At 72.9% G+C, this 17,693-nt stretch carries 17 protein-coding genes; 2 read left to right on the top strand and 15 right to left on the bottom strand.

Annotated features, from left to right (window positions below; all coding sequences use genetic code 11):
- Positions 1 to 14 precede the first annotated feature (14 nt).
- From PV341_RS07120 to PV341_RS07050, 15 genes are all read right to left on the bottom strand, one after another.
- A complete protein-coding gene (locus PV341_RS07120) occupies positions 15 to 1,340 on the bottom strand; it encodes a class I SAM-dependent methyltransferase (RefSeq protein WP_500328666.1) in 1,326 nt (441 codons plus the stop codon).
- A 197-nt stretch (positions 1,341 to 1,537) separates the two neighbouring features.
- The gene (locus tag PV341_RS07115) at positions 1,538 to 2,908 is read right to left on the bottom strand and encodes an NAD(P)/FAD-dependent oxidoreductase (protein WP_500328667.1); all 1,371 of its coding nucleotides are present in this window, start codon (positions 2,906 to 2,908) and stop codon (positions 1,538 to 1,540) included.
- A 364-nt stretch (positions 2,909 to 3,272) separates the two neighbouring features.
- On the bottom strand, positions 3,273 to 4,214 hold the full coding sequence (locus PV341_RS07110) for a Ppx/GppA phosphatase family protein (protein ID WP_500328668.1): 942 nt from the start codon (positions 4,212 to 4,214) through the stop codon (positions 3,273 to 3,275).
- Positions 4,211 to 4,759 carry a DUF501 domain-containing protein gene (locus tag PV341_RS07105; RefSeq protein ID WP_500328669.1) on the bottom strand — a complete coding sequence of 183 codons (549 nt, stop codon included), beginning with the start codon at positions 4,757 to 4,759 and terminating at the stop codon, positions 4,211 to 4,213. The genes PV341_RS07110 and PV341_RS07105 overlap by 4 nt, the downstream gene beginning before the upstream one ends.
- A gap of 30 nt (positions 4,760 to 4,789) precedes the next feature.
- On the bottom strand, positions 4,790 to 5,293 hold the full coding sequence (locus tag PV341_RS07100) for an FtsB family cell division protein (RefSeq protein WP_500328670.1): 504 nt from the start codon (positions 5,291 to 5,293) through the stop codon (positions 4,790 to 4,792).
- Between the two features lie 83 nt (positions 5,294 to 5,376).
- The gene (gene eno / locus PV341_RS07095) at positions 5,377 to 6,657 is read right to left on the bottom strand and encodes a phosphopyruvate hydratase (RefSeq protein WP_500328705.1); all 1,281 of its coding nucleotides are present in this window, start codon (positions 6,655 to 6,657) and stop codon (positions 5,377 to 5,379) included.
- Positions 6,658 to 6,839: 182 nt separating this feature from the next.
- On the bottom strand, positions 6,840 to 7,844 hold the full coding sequence (locus PV341_RS07090) for a transglycosylase family protein (RefSeq protein ID WP_500357048.1): 1,005 nt from the start codon (positions 7,842 to 7,844) through the stop codon (positions 6,840 to 6,842).
- 117 nt (positions 7,845 to 7,961) lie between these two features.
- The gene (locus PV341_RS07085; RefSeq protein WP_500328672.1) at positions 7,962 to 9,227 is read right to left on the bottom strand and encodes a cytochrome P450 family protein; all 1,266 of its coding nucleotides are present in this window, start codon (positions 9,225 to 9,227) and stop codon (positions 7,962 to 7,964) included.
- Positions 9,220 to 9,921, bottom strand: a complete 702-nt coding sequence (locus PV341_RS07080; protein ID WP_500357046.1) for an endonuclease V — start codon at positions 9,919 to 9,921, stop codon at positions 9,220 to 9,222. Before PV341_RS07080 ends, PV341_RS07085 begins: the two co-directional genes overlap by 8 nt.
- Positions 9,922 to 9,966: 45 nt before the next feature.
- Entirely contained in the window at positions 9,967 to 10,485 is a 519-nt protein-coding gene (locus tag PV341_RS07075) for a DUF6479 family protein (RefSeq protein ID WP_500357044.1), read from the bottom strand.
- 67 nt (positions 10,486 to 10,552) lie between these two features.
- Positions 10,553 to 11,548: a nucleoside triphosphate pyrophosphohydrolase gene (locus PV341_RS07070; protein WP_500357042.1), complete on the bottom strand. Its 996-nt coding sequence runs from the start codon at positions 11,546 to 11,548 to the stop codon at positions 10,553 to 10,555.
- Between the two features lie 74 nt (positions 11,549 to 11,622).
- Positions 11,623 to 12,264 (bottom strand): SurA N-terminal domain-containing protein, encoded by a 642-nt coding sequence (locus tag PV341_RS07065; RefSeq protein WP_500357040.1) that lies wholly within the window; start codon positions 12,262 to 12,264, stop codon positions 11,623 to 11,625.
- A 130-nt stretch (positions 12,265 to 12,394) separates the two neighbouring features.
- Complete coding sequence (locus PV341_RS07060; protein ID WP_500328677.1) at positions 12,395 to 13,312, bottom strand: GmrSD restriction endonuclease domain-containing protein; 918 nt, start codon at positions 13,310 to 13,312, stop codon at positions 12,395 to 12,397.
- A 59-nt stretch (positions 13,313 to 13,371) separates the two neighbouring features.
- Positions 13,372 to 14,103, bottom strand: coding sequence for a DUF6585 family protein (locus PV341_RS07055; RefSeq protein WP_500328678.1), 732 nt, complete (start codon positions 14,101 to 14,103; stop codon positions 13,372 to 13,374).
- A gap of 77 nt (positions 14,104 to 14,180) precedes the next feature.
- Positions 14,181 to 14,918 (bottom strand): hypothetical protein, encoded by a 738-nt coding sequence (locus tag PV341_RS07050; RefSeq protein ID WP_500328679.1) that lies wholly within the window; start codon positions 14,916 to 14,918, stop codon positions 14,181 to 14,183.
- 221 nt (positions 14,919 to 15,139) lie between these two features.
- On the opposite strand from PV341_RS07050, the gene PV341_RS07045 reads away from it, so the two are divergent.
- Both PV341_RS07045 and PV341_RS07040 read left to right on the top strand, forming a co-directional pair.
- Positions 15,140 to 17,149, top strand: coding sequence for an N-6 DNA methylase (locus PV341_RS07045; RefSeq protein WP_500357038.1), 2,010 nt, complete (start codon positions 15,140 to 15,142; stop codon positions 17,147 to 17,149).
- A gap of 100 nt (positions 17,150 to 17,249) precedes the next feature.
- Positions 17,250 to 17,693, top strand: a 444-nt coding sequence (locus PV341_RS07040; protein WP_500357036.1) for a hypothetical protein, incomplete at its 3' end; no start/stop codon positions are given.

Below are 17,693 nucleotides of genomic sequence, written 5' to 3'. Positions count from 1 at the left end.
CGCCCCTCGGCATGTCAGTCCTGCCGGCCCGGGCCCAGCCAGTCGGCCCGGGTGCGGGGCATCCCGGAGCCGCCGTCCTTGGTCGGGCGGACGGCGAGCACCTGGTTGACGCCGATGCGGTTCTGCTCGAAGGAGAGCGCGGAGGCCGCCATGTACAGCCGCCAGACACGGGCGCGGCCGGCTCCGGCGAGGCGGACGGCCTCCGGCCAGTGCGCCTCCAGGTTGGCGACCCACTGCCGCAGGGTCAGGGCGTAGTGCTCGCGGATCGCCTCCACGTCCCGTACCTCGAGTCCGGCCTCCTCCAGCCGCGAGACGGTGGAGCCGAGCGGGGCCAGCTCTCCGTCCGGGAAGACGTACCGGTCGATGAACTCGTCGACGTGGTAGGCCTCTTCGTCGGTCCAGGGGCGGCGGCCGATCTGGTGGTTGAGCAGCCGCCCGCCGGGCCGCAGCAGCCCGTACAGCACCCCGGCGTACTGCCGGTAGCGCTCGCGGCCCACGTGCTCGGCCATGCCGATCGAGGAGATGGCGTCGTACGGCCCGTCGTCGACCGCCCGGTAGTCCTGCACGCGGATGTCGATCCGGTCGGCGAGGCCGGCGTCGGCGACCCGCTTGCGCGCGGAGGAGGCCTGCTCGGTGGAGAGCGTGACGCCGGTGGCGTGGACGCCGTAGTGCTCGACGGCGTGCATCACCATGGAGCCCCAGCCGCAGCCGACGTCCAGCAGCCGCTGCCCGGGCCGCAGTTCCAGCTTGCGGCAGATGAGGTCGAGCTTGGCCCGCTGGGCGTCCTCCAGGGTCGCGTCGGGCCCCTCCCAGTAGGCGCACGAGTAGACCATGGACGGGCCGAGCACCAGCCCGTAGAAGTCGTTGCCGACGTCGTAGTGATGGCTGATCGCCTGCCGGTCGCGGACCGGGCTGTGCAGCACCCCGGAGCGCCGGCGTACCTCCTCCGGCGGCGGGGGCGGCGGCAGTCCGGGTCCGGCGAGGGCGAGGGCCTCCCGGGCCAGCCGGTAGGTCTCGGGGTCGCGCGCGAGACCGAGCAGACGGCGCGGTGACGCCCCGTCGTCCTCGGTGGGGCGATCCCAGACGAGCCCCGAGAGCCGGTCCAGCGCCTCGTACAGGTCGCCCTCGACGTCGAGTTCACCGGCCACCCAGGCGCGGACCAGGCCGAGCTCGCCGGGCTTCCACAGCAGCCGGCGCAACGCCCTGCGGTGCCGCACGACCAGCGTCGGGGCGTCGGGCGGTCCGGTCTCGCTGCCGTCCCACGCGCGGATGCGCAGCGGGAGGGGAACGCCGAGCGCCTGCTCGGCGAGAGCGGTCAGTCGTCCGGCCGCATCGGCCATGGCGGGTACCTCCGTGCCTCCATGAAGACGGGTCCACTGGGCTGGGAAACGGATGCGGGATACACCGACATTCCCGCACTACCGCTTCTTTACCTCTACCCATCTCATGTCCTGTGCCCCGGGGCCAGGGACACGGGCACGGCGAAGGGCGCCCGCCCCACGGATGGCGGACGCCCTTCGGCCGGACCGTTACCTGCTCAGGCCTTGGCCTTGGTGGCCTCGGCGGCGACCGCCGCCGCGGCCGGGACCGGCCTGGCGGCCTCGTAGAACTCCTCGCGCGGGTTCTCGATGGCGCCGAGCGAGACGACCTCGCGCTTGAGGAACATCGCCAGCGTCCAGTCCGCGAGGACCCGGATCTTGCGGTTGAAGGTCGGGACCGCCATGCCGTGGTAGCCACGGTGCATGTACCAGGCCAGGCGGCCCTTGAACTTCAGCTTGAGCTTGCCGAAGCGGATCAGGGCGACACCCTTGTGCAGGCCGAGGCCGGCCACCGCGCCCTTGTTGGCGTGCTTGTACTCCTTCTGCGGGAAGCCCCGCATGCCGGACACCACGTTGTCGCCGAGCACCTTGGCCTGGCGCAGCGCGTGCTGGGCGTTCGGCGGGCACCAGGCGCCGGGGCCGGAGGCCAGGTCGGGGACCTGGGCGTTGTCACCGGCGGACCAGATGTAGTCGGTGCCCTGGACCTGAAGCGTCGGGGCGGTGTCCACGTGGCCGCGCGGGCCGAGCGGGAGGCCGTACCTGGCGAGCGCCGGGTTGGGCTTGACGCCCGCGGTCCACACGATGGTGGAGGCGTCGACCTCCAGGCCGTTGGCGAGCACCACGTGCTTGTCGACGCAGGAGCTCATGGAGGTGCCGAGGTAGACCTCGATGCCACGCTCGCGCAGGTGCTCCAGGCCCCAGGTGCCCAGCTCCGGGCCGACCTCGGGGAGGATCTTGTCGGCGGCGTCGACGAGGATGAAGCGCATGTCCTCGCGCTTGACGTTGGTGTAGTACTTGGCCGCGTCGCGGGCCATGTCCTCGACCTCGCCGATCGTCTCGGCGCCGGCGAAGCCGCCGCCCACGAAGACGAAGGTGAGCGCCTTGCGGCGGACGTCCTCGTCGTTGGTGGAGTCGGCCTTGTCGAGCTGCTCCAGCACGTGGTTGCGCAGGCCGATGGCCTCCTCGACGCCCTTCATGCCGATGCCGTGCTCGGCGAGGCCGGGGATCGGGAAGGTGCGGGAGACGGCGCCGAGCGCGACCACCAGGTAGTCGAAGGGCAGTTCGTAGGTCTCGCCCACGAGCGGCTCGACGACCGCGACCTTGCGGTCCTGGTCGATGGTGGTGACCCGGCCGGTGAGGACCTCCGCCTTGGGGAGCACGCGGCGCAGCGGCACCACGACGTGGCGGGGGGAGATGCTGCCGGCGGCGGCCTCCGGCAGGAACGGCTGGTACGTCATATACGAGCGCGGGTCGACGACGGTCACCGTCGCTTCCGCGTAACGCATCTTCTTGAGGATGCGCCGCGCCGCGTACAGGCCGACGTACCCTCCGCCTACTACGAGGATCCTGGGACGCTCCGTGGTGCTCATGCTTCGAGTATTCACCACGCCCCAGGGGGTACCTCGTGAGCCCCTTCACAAGGTTTGCGGTGCCCTCTGCTACACTGCGCCGCTTCGTGACCAGGGCCACAGCACCCAGGGGGAACCCGGTGGGTGGCGCGGGCGTTGAGCGCCCCGTCCGACCAGCGGCGATCGGCATCCGGGGGCGCCCCGCCACCGTCCCGCAACACCCCCGAAACACGGGCGCCCCAAGGGTTTTGGAGGGCTCGCGGGGTCCCGGCCCCGGAAAGTTGGGCCGTCCGGCGGGAACTTTCATGTGAAGAAATTCACGAACTTTGTGGGGCGGGCGTGTCACGCCCGCCCCGAGAGCCCGCTCAGTTGGAAAAGACCCTGCTCAGGCGATGCTCCAGGCGATCCCGTCGAGGATGTCGTGTTCCGAGACCACGACCTCCCGGGCGCCCGTACGCTCCATGATCCGCAGCAGCACCAGGGCACCCGCGCCGATCACGTCGACCCGTCCCGGGTGCATCACCGGGATCGCGGCGCGTTCGGCGTGCGTGGCGGACAGCAGGCGTGCGCTGATCTCCCGCACCGTCCCGACCGGGACGCGGGAGTGGTGGATGGCGGCCCAGTCGTACTCGGGCAGGTCCAGCGCGATCGCGGCGACCGTGGTGACGGACCCGGCCAGGCCGACGAGGGTGCGGGCCTCGCGCAGCGGGACGGTCCGCTCGGCGAGGTCGAGGGCGGCGTCGATGTCCCGCGTCATGGCGGCGATCTGCCCGGCGGTGGGCGGATCGGTGACCACGCCGTCGCGGACCAGGTGGCGCTCGGTCATCCGCACGCAGCCGACGTCGACCGAACGCGCGGCCGTGACGTGGCGGTCGCCGACGACGAACTCGGTGGAGCCGCCGCCGATGTCCACGACCAGGAAGGGCCGTTCCAGGTCCGTACGTCCGGTCAGTTCCTTGGTGGCGCCGGTGAAGGAGAACTCCGCCTCCTGGTCGCCGGTGATCACCTCGGGCTCCACGCCGAGGATGTCCACCACGCCGCGCACGAAGTCGTCCCGGTTGGAGGCGTCACGGGAGGCGGAGGTGGCCACGAACCGGACCTTGCGCGCCCCCAGTTCCTCGATCACGCCCGCGTACTCGCGGCAGGCCGCGAAGGTGCGCTCCAGGGCCTCGGGGGCGAGCCGGCCGGTGCGGTCCACGTCCTGGCCGAGCCGGACGATGGTCATCCGGCGGTCCAGGTCCTTGATCTCACCGGTCGCGGGGTCCGCGTCCGCGACGAGCAGGCGGATGGAGTTGGTACCGCAGTCGATGGCGGCCACCCGGGTCACCGGTCCTCGCCCTCCTCCTGCCCGGCGGTGCCGCACGGGCTCACGCACGGGCCCTTGCGCCACCACTCGGGCAGCATCGCGATCGTCTCGTCGCCCAGCGGGTTCACCCCGGGGCCGGCCGCGAGGGAGTGGCCCACCAGGACGTGCAGGCACTTCACCCGGTCCGGCATGCCGCCGGCGCTGGGGAAGCCCTGCAGGACCTCGATGGCGTCCCGGCGGGCGATGTAGTCCTCGTGCGCGGCGCGGTAGGCGGCGGCCAGCTCCTCGTCCTGCGCGAGGCGGGCCGTCATCTCCTTCATGACGCCCTCGGCCTCTAGGGTGCCGATCGCCGAGGCGGCGCGCGGGCAGGTCAGGTAGTACAGCGTCGGGAACGGCGTCCCGTCCTCCAGGCGCGGCGCCGTCTCCACCACGTCGGGGTTGCCGCAGGGGCAGCGGTGCGCGATGGCCCGCAGGCCGCGCGGCGGGCGGCCGAGCTGCTCCTTGAAGGCGGCGATGTCCGCCTCGGTGGGCGGGGCGTGCTCGGTCTGCGGCGGGGGCTTTTCCATGCCTGGGCGTGTCTCTCTCAGGGGCTTGCGTCAACGATGTGCTGCGGTGGCGGCGGCGTCCGCGTGGTCGACGCCGTCCCACAGGTTCGCGTACCAGGGGCGGCGGGCCGCGCTGTCGCTGCGGCGGGCGCCGGAGTCCTCGGGAGCCGCGGCCCCGGTGGGCTCCACCACCGTATACGCCGTCTCGCCCGGCAGTACGTAGTGCAGCCGGGCCCGGGCCTGCGCCTTGACGTACTCCGGGTCCTGCCAGCGGGCCTTCTCCTCCCGCAGCTCGTCCACCCGCTTGCGCGCCTGCTCGGCCTGCTTGCGCTGGTCGGCGATCTGCGAGCGCTGCGCCACGTACTGGCGCATGGGGTAGGCGAGGGCGACGACCAGGGCGCAGACGACCAGCGCCAGCAGCGCGGCCCGGCCGGTCAGCCGGTTGCGGCCACGGGGCAGCACCGGCCGCGGGCGGCCGGCCGCGCGATAGACGCGGGCCTGCGCCTGTGCCCCGAGGGCACGGATGCGTGTCGCGGTGGAGAAGCGATCCGGCACGTGCACCTCCGGTGGGGTTCGGGTGGCCCTTGCTGGCGCACGGTGCCGCCCGCCGCGGACGCGGCGGGCGGCACCGGACGGGGTCAGCCCTTGAAGCGGGGGAACGCGGAACGGCCGGCGTACACCGCGGCGTCGTCGAGGATCTCCTCGATGCGCAGCAGCTGGTTGTACTTGGCGACGCGCTCGCTGCGCGCGGGGGCGCCGGTCTTGATCTGGCCGCAGTTGGTGGCGACGGCGAGGTCGGCGATGGTGACGTCCTCGGTCTCGCCGGAGCGGTGCGACATCATGCACTTGTAGCCGTTGCGCTGGGCCAGCTCGACCGCGTCGAGGGTCTCGGTCAGCGAGCCGATCTGGTTGACCTTGACCAGGAGCGCGTTGGCGGTGTCGCTGTCGATGCCGCGCTGCAGACGCTCGGGGTTGGTGACGAACAGGTCGTCGCCGACCAGCTGGACCTTGTCACCGAGCTCCTCGGTGATGGTCTTCCAGCCCTCCCAGTCCTCCTCGTTCAGCGGGTCCTCGATGGAGACCAGCGGGTACGCCGCGACCAGCTCGGCGTAGTACGCGGTCATCTCGGCCGCCGACAGGGACTTGCCCTCGAAGGAGTAGCTGCCGTCCTTGTAGAACTCGGAGGCGGCCACGTCGAGCGCGAGCGCGATGTCCTGGCCGGGCTGGTAGCCGGCCTTCTTGATGGCCTCGACGATCAGGTCGAGGGCGTCGCGGTTGCTCGGCAGGTTCGGCGCGAAGCCGCCCTCGTCGCCGAGGCCGGTGGACAGGCCGCGCTCCTTCAGGACCGCCTTGAGGGTGTGGTAGACCTCGGCGCCCCAGCGCAGGGCCTCGGAGAAGGACTCCGCACCCACGGGCGCGATCATGAACTCCTGGATGTCCACGTTGGAGTCAGCGTGCGAGCCGCCGTTCAGGATGTTCATCATCGGGACCGGCAGCACGTGGGCGTTCGGGCCGCCCAGGTAGCGGAAGAGCGGCAGGTCGGAGGCCTCGGAGGCCGCGTGGGCCACGGCCAGCGAGACACCGAGGATGGCGTTGGCGCCGAGGGAGGACTTGTCCGGGGTGGCGTCCAGGTCGAACATCGCCTGGTCGATCAGCCGCTGCTCGGTCGCGTCGTAGCCGACCAGCTCCGGGCCGATCTGCTCGATGACGGCCAGCACGGCCTTCTCCACGCCCTTGCCCTGGTAACGGCTCTTGTCACCGTCGCGGAGCTCGAGGGCCTCGAACGCACCGGTGGACGCACCGGAGGGGACGGCTGCACGGCCCGTGCTGCCGTCGTCGAGGCCGACCTCGACCTCGACGGTGGGGTTGCCTCGCGAGTCGAGGATTTCCCGGGCTACGACGACGTCGATGGACGGCACGTGGGTCTCCTTCTGGATGTCTCTTCGTTTCGGCATGAGCCTAACCGACCCGAAAAGCCCCGGCCGGGCACGCTCGGGGGATGGACGCGCCCGTGCGCGGAACGGAGGAGAAAGTTCAGCCCGATGTCAGCCGGTGTCCGCCGGGCGGGGGTGGACTCCCGGCCCGGCGGCGCACGGGGGCCTCAGCGGCCGAGGTCCAGGTACGAGCCGGGGCTGATCACGTTCGGGTCGTCGCCGATGACGTCGCGGTTCGCGTCGTACAGGCCGCGCCAGCCGCCGCCGACGTGCTGCTCCACCGCGATCTCGCAGAGCGAGTCGCCCTCCTGCACCAGGTAGCGGCTGCCGGTGGTGGTCTTGGCGCTGGTGCCGCTGTCCCGGCCGGTGTCGGCCTGCTTGGTCTCCGCGCGCGTGTCGGTGGTGAGCGGGACGACGCCCCAGGCGGCCTCCCCCTCCACGAAGTGGGCCGGCAGGCCGGCGGGGTCGCCGCTGCGGGTACCGGTCGAACCCGTGGTGTTCCCGGTGCCGTCGGTGGCGGTGCCGGCCTCCGGCTTGCGGTGCTTGCCGGTGCCCTTGCCCTCGCCCTTGCCCTTGTCGTCGGCGGAGGCGGTCGCGGAGGCGTCGGGGCCCTCGGTCGCGTCGGCGTCCGGGGTGACGGTGGTGTCCTCGTCGGTGCCCGGGGAGGTGGTGCCCGTGCTGTCGTCGCCGGAGGTGGCGCCGTCCCCGTCGGTGTCCTGGTCGCCGGAGCCGGTGGAGTCGCCCGTTCCCTGGCCGTCCTGGTCCTGGCCGCCGTGCAGCAGGCCGTCGAGGGCGTCGGTGAGGCCGGAGGAGTCGGCGCAGCCGGACCACGCGTCCGGGCCGAGCTCAGCGAGCATCTTCTCGGCCACGGATATCTGCTCGTTGCGGCTGGCGAGGTCCGGGCGCTCGGCGTACTGGGCGCCGCCGTACTGCTCCCAGGTCTCCTCGGTGATCTGCAGGCCGCCGAAGAACCCGTTTCCGGTGTTGGAGCTCCACAGACCGCCGCTCTCGCACATGGCGACAGCGTTCCAGGTGCTGTTGGCGTCGGCGGCGCTGGCGCCGCTCGCTGCGAAGAGGGGGAGCGTGAGGCCCGCCCCGGTCGCCGCCACCGCGACCATGGCGGTCGGGGCCTGACGCGGCTTGCGGTGTCGGCCGTTCCCGGACTTCAGCATTGCGGCATCGCCTTTCACATTCGAATACTGCGATGGCGCCCGACGGTAGTGGTCTTGGCCCATGCATCACAAGTCGGTGTCTCACGGATCACGCGAAGATCACGTTCTGACGTCCTGTCAGTCACGTTCCGGTGAGAAGGCGACCGGCAGGGTCCGCAGGCCCCGCATGATCAGGCCGCCGCGCCACCTCAGGTCGGCCGGCTCGGCGGCCAGTCGCAGGTCCGGCAGCCGGGTCAGGAGCGTCGCCAGGGCGGACTGCGCCTCCAGCCGCGCGAGGGGGGCGCCCAGGCAGTAGTGGATGCCGTGGCCGTACCCCAGGTGCTGGTTGTCGCGGCGCGACAGGTCCAGGGTGTCCGGGTCGGCGAAGCGCTCCGGATCGCGGTCGGCTGCCGCCAGGACGACCAGCACCGGATCGCCGGTGGCGACGGACTGCCCGCCGACGGTGAGGGGTTCGGTCGCGAACCGCCAGGTCGCCAGCTCCACCGGCCCGTCGTAGCGCAGCAGTTCCTCGACGGCGGTGGCGAGCGGCTCGCGCTCGCCACGGGCGAGGGAGTCCTGGAGCCGCCGCCGCTGCTCGGGGTGGCGCAGCAGGGTGTAGGTGCCGTTGCCGATGAGGTTGACGGTCGTCTCGAAGCCCGCGAAGAGCAGGATGAAGGCCATCGCGGCGGCCTCGTTCTCGGTGAGGTGCTCACCGTGGTCGCTCGCCCGGATCAGTCCGGAGATCAGGTCGTCGCCGAGCTCCGAGCGCTTGCGGTGGATCAGTTCCAGCAGGTAGGCCCGCATCTTCTTCACCGAGCGGGCCACTCCCCCGCGCGGCCCGCCGCCGTGCCGGATCATCATGCCCGCCCAGTCGCGGAAGTCGTCCTGGTCCTCGGCGGGGACGCCCAGCAGGTCGCAGATCGCGTAGATCGGCAGCGGGAACGCGAACTCATGGATGAGATCCGCCTCGCCCTTGGCGGCGAAACCGTCGATCAGGCGGTCGGTCAGCTCCTGCACCCGCGGCGCGAACTCCGCCACCCGGCGCGGGGTGAAGGCCTTGGAGACCAGCCGCCGCAGCCGGGTGTGGTCGGGCGGATCGATGTTGAGCAGGTGCGTCATCAGGTCGGCGCTGCGCTCGCCCGGGATGCCCACCTTGCCCTTGGCGTGGGCGCGTTCGGAGTGGTGGACGGGGTTCTTGCTGAGCCGTGCGTCGGCGAGCGCCTGCTTGGCGTCCGCGTACCGGGTGACCAGCCAGGCCTCCACCCCGCTGGGCAGGGTCGTGCGGTGCACCGGGGAGTGCTCGCGCAGCCACGCGTACGCGGGGTACGGATCGGTCGCGAACTGCCAGGTGAACAGCTCGGGGGCGGCCGGGATGCCGGGGTCGGGGGTCACGCTCTCATGCACCCCATGACGTTAGCCGGTCGCGGCTGAGCCGGTCGGCGAGCCTGGTCGTCTCCGGGAGGCGGTAGGAGGGGGCCAGGGCGAGCACATGACGGCAGGCGGTGTCCAGGTCGACGCCGTGGCCGGTCGAGACGTAGACCGGCTTCACCCCGGCCTGGGTCCGCAGCACCCGGCCCACCGTCTCCCCCGCCTCCACCAGCGGTGCGGTCGATCCCCGGGCGTCGCCGAGCGCGGCGGGGTCCCAGGTGCCGACGAAGGGCGTCTTCGCCACCCCCGCCGCCGGCAGGCCGGTGACCACGCCCAAGTGGCAGGCGAGCCCGAAGCGCCGCGGGTGCGCCAGCCCCTGGCCGTCGCAGAGCAGCAGGTCGGGCGTGACGGAGAGCTTCTCCAGCGCGTCGATCAGCACGGGCAGCTCGCGGAAGGCGAAGAGCCCGGGGACGTACGGGAACGTGGCCCGGGCGGTCGCCGTGACCTGCTCGACGGGGGCCAGCGTCGCGGTGTCGAGCACGACGACGGCGGCGGCGACGGTGTCGCCCTCGACACCGTGACCGCCGCCGTAGGCGACGTCCAGTCCGGCCACGTACCGCGGTCGCTGCGGGCCGGGCCCGCGGTGGTCCGCCAGCGGTCGGAGCCGGTCCTGCAGGGCCCGGGCCGCCGCCTCGTCGCGCGGCCACGCGTGCCCTACGTCGATGCGCATGGCCGCCAGCCTAGAGCGGCCGCGGCCGGGCCCGGTGCCCGCGGCTCAGTGCTCCTCCTTGCCGCCTTCCTCCTGTCCCGGCCCGGAACGGGTCGGTGCGCCCCTGGGAGCGCCGCCCGGGGACCCGCCCGCGGTGCCCGCGGGACTGCGGGTGCCGCCTTCGGGGCTGCGGGTGCCCGCGGGGCCGCGGGTGGCGCCCTCGGGGCCGGGCACGCCGTGGGAGCCCCAGTTGCCGAAGCCCTTCAGGGAGTGCGGGAGGCGCCGGACGCCGTCCTGCGGCCATTCGTCCGGCTCCCGCCATTCGGTGAGCGTGTGCCGCTCACCGTCCTGGTGGCCGGGGCCGTGGTCGGCCGGGGTCTCCCGGCCGTACTCCTGGCGGGTGTGCCACGCCCCGCCACGGGGCTGCGGTTTCTGCTCGGGGGGCGGTTCCTTGCCCCGGGCCCACATCCCGATCGACACCGCGCCGACGAGGATCCCGACCAGGAAAATGCCCACTACCAGCGGCGCGATGCCGACGATGTAGTCGTGCGGCACGGCCAGCTGGATCTGTTCCAGTGCTCGCATCATATGACCCATTTACCCGCTCTGTCCCAACTCACTCGGGACGGCGGGGATGACCCGGAACGGAGGGTCAGCCCTGCTTCTCGGCCTCCGCCTTCTCGGCCTCCAGGATCGCGTCCCGGTAGCGGCGCGCGGCGGCGCGCAGGGCGGACTCAGGGTCGATGCCGGCCCCCTGGGCGGCGAGCGCGAGCGCCAGCAGGCGCTCACCGGTGTCGGCGGCGTCCTGGCCGGGTGCGGCCACGGACAGGCCCGCCTGGCGGGCCCGGGAGCCGAGCTTGGCGGCGAGCGCGAGCGCGGGCTGGCCGAGGGGGATGCCCTCGGTGACCGAGCCGCGCCGCTTCTCCTCCGCCTTCGTGCGCAGCCAGTGCTCGCGGACGTCCTCCGGCGTCTCGGCGACCTCGTCGCCGAAGACGTGCGGGTGCCGGTGGATCAGCTTCTCCACGATGGTGGCGGCGACGTCGTCGATCGAGAACGGCTCCTCCGGGTCGTCCTGGGCGATCCGCGCGTGGAAGACGACCTGCAGCAGCACGTCGCCGAGTTCCTCGCGCAGGGCCTCCCGGTCGCCCTCCTCGGCGGCCTCGGCGAGCTCGTAGACCTCCTCGATGCCGTACTTCACCAGTTCCTGCGTGGTACGGACGCTGCTCCAGGGGCACTCGCGGCGGATCCGGTCCATCACCTGCACCAGGTCGAGCAGCCGCGCACCCGGCAGGTCGTAGGACCCGGGCAGCAGCTCCAGGTCCGGCATGCGGACCCGGCCGGAGCCGCCGAGCCGGGCGAGCTCGTCGGTGACGCCGCGGTCGCCCTCGCCGCCGGCCAGGTAGACCACGGTGCGGCCGCCCTCGGTGAGGTCGACCAGCTCCCGCCCGGTGGGCGCGGACGCCTCGACGGCGACCCCGGCCTCGCGCAGGTACGGCAGCTGCGGGTGCCCGGGGTCGGGGCAGAGGACCAGGTCGGCGGCGCGCAGCAGCTCCCAGGCGGGCCAGGAGAGCAGGCCGGGGGCGACCCGGTGGGTGGTGGTCAGCAGTACCAGGCGGCCCGGACGGGCGGAGTCATCGGAGTGGTCCACCCGACGAAACTACCTCGCCGCGCAACGGCGCCGGGGCCGGGTCCGAGGTCGGACCCGGCCCCGGTTCCGGTGCATCAGGCCTGGGCGGCGCGGCGGCTCACCTCGGTCAGCCACGGGTCCTTGGTGGCGTCCAGGTCGAGCTTGTCGGAGTTCCACTTCCCGTAGCGCGGGTTGACGTCGATGTTCAGCTTCTTCGACGTGTCGCGCAGCACCTTGATCAGCGCCGTCTGGCCCTCGGGGGTCTGCACGTCGGCGCCGTAGTGGGCGGCGACCTTCTGCATCAGCAGGTCGGTACGGATGCTGTCGTCGATGTCGGCGGGCACCATCGCGTAGGTCTGCAGCAGCTGGGCCTCCAGCGCCGCCTTGCCGCCCGCCTGCTTCTCGGTGTTCCCGCGGGCTTCCTGGAGCTCGTTGCGGGTGACGGAGACGCCCACGTCCTGCGCCGCCTTCTCGATCACCTCGTTCTGCACCAGCCGGTGCACGACGTTGCGCTGGAGGTCGCTGCTGGCCTCGATGAGCTGGGCGGCCTGCGGGGTCTTCTCCTGCGCGGCGCGCACCGCGGCGACCTTCGCCTGGACCGTCTCCACGGTGATCTGCCGGCCGTCCACGACGGCCGCGGCACCTGCGTGCGGCGTGCCGCAGGAGGTCAGCAGTGGCGCTGCGAGCAGCACGGCTGCGGCGGCGGTGGCGGAGAGAGCAGTCCTGCGGCGGAGCATTTTTGCCTCCCGGCAAGGGATCGAGCGACGGTGCACGACCTGGCAGTGATGCAGTGATCGAGGATATTGAGCAGGGCACCGGGATATCCAGCGATCCGCACAACACACTGCACAAACGATCCGCGGTACCTCAGGTGTCGCAGGCGACCCCGTCGCCGTCGCGGTCCAGCGCCCGGGAGTAGCCGGGGTCGCCGCGGTGCAGCGGGGCCGCACCGGCGTCGCGGGCCGCGGCGCAATTCGCGTACGAAGCACCCGGGGAGGGGGCGGTGCCCTCCTTCCCGTCGCCCGAACCGGAGCCGTCGCTGTCGCCGCTGCCGCCGTTCCCGCCGGCGGACGTCACCGGCCTGCCGGCGTCCGGCAGGGGCTCGTCGGGGCAGGTGCCGAGCACCTTCTCCATGGCGGCCTTCTCGGCCCCGGTGACCCACAGCCCGTACTTCTTCTTCACCGCCACCTGGCGGGCCACGTACGGGCAGCGGAAGGCCTTGTCCGGCGGCAGCCAGGTCGCGGCGTCGCCGTCGCCCTTGCCGCGGTTGGTCGGGCCGTCGACGGCGAGGAGGTTCAGCGGGTCGTTGGCGATCTGCTTGCGCTTGTCGCGGGACCAGTACTTGGCGCCCTTCTGCCAGGCGTCGCTGAGCGCCACGACGTGGTCGATGTCGACCGTGCTGCGCCCGCGCGTGAAGTCGATCCGCTTCCCGGTGTAGGGGTCGTCGAGGGTGCCCGAGGCGACGACGCAGTCCCCGCCCCGGTCGGCGCGGAAGGAGGTGCCGGTGAGGTCCCGGCGGAGTATGTCGTCGCGGGTGTCACAGCCGTTGTGGTCGGTGTCCGCCCAGGCCGCGCCGAACTCGTCCCGCGCGTAGCCCGTCTTGGGCGCCCGGCCCTTCACCGCCAGGTCGCCGACCGCCTTGAGCGCGCTGCCCTTCGGGGCCCCGTCGCTCCCGGCCCCGCTGCCCGTGCCGCTGCCGAGGCCCTCGCCCGTGCACCCGGCCAGACCCACGCCGAGCAGCACGGCGACGGCTGCCGCTGCCGATCCCGCCCTGGTTGTCAGCACCTTGGCACTCTAGGGGGTGGGAGGTGGGGCCGGGCAGGGGGCGTACGACGCCCGGACGGTCAGTGCGCGACGGAGGTTCGGCGCAGCTCGTCCACAAGGGAGAGGAAGAGGAGGAAGTTCGGGATGTCCTTGACCTTCTTGGACGACCAGGACAGGGACTTGCCGGCCTTCTTCAGCACGAGCACGCCGTCGGTGACCCGGACGCCCTCGATCTCCTGCCAGGTGACGGCCCCGCGCCGGGGCGTCGCGACGCCGGAGCGGTTGACCGAGATGTCCCCGAAGGTCAGCGTCCGCCCCTCCGCCAGCATCCGCAGCATTCCCGGCAGCTGGAAGGCGGCGACCTCCTGCTGGATGAACGGCCCCCACCGCTCCGGCTCCGCGTAGAAGTTGAGGATCTTCCGGACCGTGCCGTCCGGCTTGTGCAGCGTGTAGCGGTAACCGGTGGCGACGTGGATGCCGTTGACGTAGGACTCGGTGATCTCCTGCAGCACCGTCATCGAGTCCCAGCGGAAGGCGGCGGGGACGCCGGCGTGGTCGATCTCGACCAGCCCGGACTCGAAGAAGTGGAGGCGCCGGGCGGCGGCCTTGCGGGAGAAGTTGGGGGTGCGCAGGGCATGGTGGAGGAACCAGAGGCCGGGCAGCACGAAGCAGGCCAGCCCCACGAGGATCATGAACACGAAGTTGCACGTCATCAGGAAGCCGTGCCGTTTCGGCATGATCGTGAGGCGGTGCCGTCCGAGCCCCTCGGCCGCGGCGAGGGCGGCGATGTCGTCGGGTATGCGGTCTTCCATGGTGCGTTCCGCCGTTCTCGGGAAGGGGACGGCCCTGGCGCGGCGCGCGCCAGGGCCCGGGGATCGTAGCCGGTGGCTCAGCCGGCGAGCTTGTCGATGTCGACGGTGTCCTTGGCCGCCGGGGCGGTGATCGCGGCCGTCTCGTCGAAGTCGGAGAAGACCATCGTGCCGGGCTCCTTGCCGCCCTTGACGACCAGCTTCAGCAGGTACGGCTTGCCTTCGGTGGCCACGTAGGCGGTGGTGGTCTCGGCCCCGTCCTTGCTGGTGATCGGCACGGCGGGCCTGCCCGCCACGGTGGTGGGCTCGCCCTTCTTCCCCCCCAGCTCGCCGTCCGAGTCCTTCTCCACCTCGACGAGGAACTCGTTCAGGTCGCAGGCCTCGACGAGGTCCTTGTTGTCCGGCGTGTCGGCCTTGGTCTTCATCCACCGGCCGGCCAGGAGGTCCTTCATCGCGGCGCCGTCGGAGCCCTGGCTCTTCCAGAAGGCGTCGTCGCCCTTCATGTAGAGCGAGGGGCCCGCCTTGACGAGCTGGACGGTGCCACCCTCGGCGGTGACCTCACCCTTGCAGTCGCCGGTCCTGCTCATCGTCATGCGGAACTTCATCCGCTCGCCGTCGGAGATGCCGTCGAGGTCGACGGTCATCGCCGGGGCGGACTTCATGGCGGCCACGGCCTTCTTCTCGATGGTGGTGGCCGGCTGGTCGGCGAGGCCGGTGGCGGCCGGTTCCGCCGTGCCGCCGAGCGGGCCGCAGGCGGCCATGGTGAGGGCGGCGGTGACGCAGCCGAGCGCCGTGAGCGCTCCGCGAGTGGTGGCCATGAGGATCGTCCCCCCTGGTGGACAGCGTGTGGATGACGGTTGCGGGCCGGCGGAATGCCCGGGGACTCCGTGAACCGATGGGTCAATGACAGCACGAGCTGTGAACCGAGTCAACATGCAATCTCGATTCACGTGAGTTCACGCGTGAAGGGTCGGATCTTTCGTTCACCGCTATGCTCGGGGCCACAGCCGCACCCCGCCGCGGGAAGGGAGCCAGCCAGGTGCCGGAGAACGCAAGCGAGGTGACCGCCGCCGGGATCGCGCGGCTGGCCGGGGTGGGGCGGGCGGCCGTCAGCAACTGGCGCCGCAGGCACGCCGACTTCCCCAAGCCCGTGGGGGGCACCGACACCAGCCCGGCCTTCGCGCTGCCGGAGGTCGAGAGCTGGCTCCGTGCCCAGGGCAAACTCGCCGAGGTCCCGCTGCGTGAACGGGTCTGGCAGCGGGCCGAGTCCCATCCCTCGGGCACCGCGGCCGCGCTCCGGCAGGCCGGCGCCGTCTGTCTGCTGGTCCGTGAACACCCCGCCGACGGGCCCCGGATGGAGGGCGCCGAGGCCGAGGACGCCGTACGGGACCTCTTCGAGCGGCACTTCGGCGGGCGGTTCGCCCTGGGCACCCCCGTCGACGCCGAACTGCTGCGCGGCGCCGCCGAGCTCGCCGCGGGAATGGGCCCGCGCCAGGCCTACGAGTTCCTGCTCGGACGCCACCTGGACGCCAACCCCCGGCAGTACACGCTGACCCCGGCCGCGCCCGCCGAGCTGATGGCCGCGCTCGCCGGCCCCGCCCGTACCGTGCTCGACCCCGCCTGCGGCACCGGGACCCTGCTGCGTGCCGTCGAGGCCCCGCACGAGGTGTACGGCCAGGAGGCCGACCCGGACCTGGCCGCGCTGGCGGCGCTGCGGCTGGCCCTGCACGCCGACCCCGCCGCCGTGGTGCGGGTCGCCGGCGGCGACAGCCTGCGCGCCGACGCCTTCCCCGGGCTCGCCGCCGACGCGGTGCTGTGCCACCCGCCGTTCAACGAGCGCAACTGGGGCCACGAGGACCTCGCCTACGACCCCCGCTGGGAGTACGGCTTCCCTGCCCGCACCGAGTCCGAACTCGCCTGGGTGCAGCACTGCCTGGCCCGGGTCCGGGAGGGCGGGACCGTCGTGCTGCTCATGCCGCCCGCCGCCGCCTCGCGCCGCTCCGGCCGCCGGATCCGGGCCGACCTGCTGCGGCGCGGCGCCCTGCGCGCGGTGGTCGCGCTCCCGGCCGGCGCCGCGCCCCCGTACGGCATCCCGCTCCACCTGTGGGTGCTGCGCAGGCCGGGCGCCGGCGCGGCGGCCTCCCCGCACCTGCTGCTGGTCGACACCGCGGGGTCGCAGGACGCGGCCCCCGGCGGCGAGAAGGTGCCCTGGCAGTCGGTGCGCGCCACCGTGCTGGACGCCTGGCACTCCTTCGACCGGCACGGCACCACGGAGGAGCGGCCCGGTGTGAGCCGCGCCCTGAAGGTCATCGACCTGCTCGACGACGACGTGGACCTGGCCCCCGCCCGCCACCTGCCGCCGCCCGCCGCGGGCGGCGGGGCGGCCGAACTCGCCGGGGTGCGCGACCGGTTGGCCGCCACCTTGCTGCGCACCGCCGAGCTCACCCCCGCCCCCGCCGGGGCGGCCGAGCCCTCCCGCTGGCCGCTCACCACGGTCGGCGAACTGGCCCGTGCCGGGGCGCTGGTGCTGCGCGCGGGCGGCACCGGGAGCGCCCGCCCCGGTGGCGGTCCCGCCGTGCTCACCGAGCACGACGTCCTCGGCGGTGGCGCGCCGAGCGGCAGCCTGCCCGAGGGGCCACCCGGGGAGGAGCCGGTCCTCACGCAGGAGGGCGACGTGGTCGTCCCGGTGCTCGGCCGGGGTTCGGCCGCCCGCGTCGTCGACGCCGCCACCGCCGGGGCGGCCCTCGGCCGCAACCTCCACCTGCTGCGCCCCGACCCGGCCGCCCTGGACCCCTGGTTCCTCGCCGGCTTCCTGCGCGGCACCGCCAACAACCGCCAGGCCAGCAGCTACGCCTCCACCGCGACGCGGCTGGACGTCCGCCGGCTCCAGGTGCCGCGGCTGCCGCCGGCCGACCAGCGCCGGTACGGTGAACGCTTCCGCACCCTGGCCGCCTTCGAGGAGACCCTGCGGCTGGCGGGACAGCTGGGTGAGCAGTTGGTGCAGGGGCTCTACGACGGGCTGACCGACGGCACGGTGCGTCCCGAATAGTTACGGGATCGGGTGACAGCCCGTCGGCGACGGCGGATACTCTCGCGATACCACCCGCAGCTGTCCTCCGCACTGATGTCCAGGGAGTACGAGAGCAGTGATGAACGGCCCCGGCCCGGTCCCGCCGTACCCACCCGCTCAGTCCAAGGCCACGGCGATCACGCTCCGTGCCATCTTCCTCACGATCACCGCGATCAGCTGCGGCTTCCTGTCCGGCCTCCCGCTGCTGCACCTGGCCATCCAGCGGCGCCGGACCATGGACTGGGTGTTCTTCTGGATCTGCACCGCGGTGAGCATCGCCTCCTTCGCGACCGTCGGCACGCTGCCGGAGGAGAGCCCCTGGACCGACGTGGCGATGCTCACCGCCATCGCCCTCGTCCCCCTGGTCGGCGTCCACTACCTGGTGGCCGACCTGGCGCTGCACCGGGCGGCCGCGGTGCCCGGCTACCCGTCGTACGCCACGACCGTGCCGTACGCCCCGCCGCACCAGCAGGCGCCGCCGCAGCCGCCGGTGGACTACAACCCCTACCGCACGACCCCGCCC

It is taken from the genome of Streptomyces sp. PA03-1a (assembly GCF_033792805.1).
Lineage (GTDB): Bacteria > Actinomycetota > Actinomycetes > Streptomycetales > Streptomycetaceae > Actinacidiphila.
This window is presented reverse-complemented; position numbering and strand designations above follow the sequence as displayed.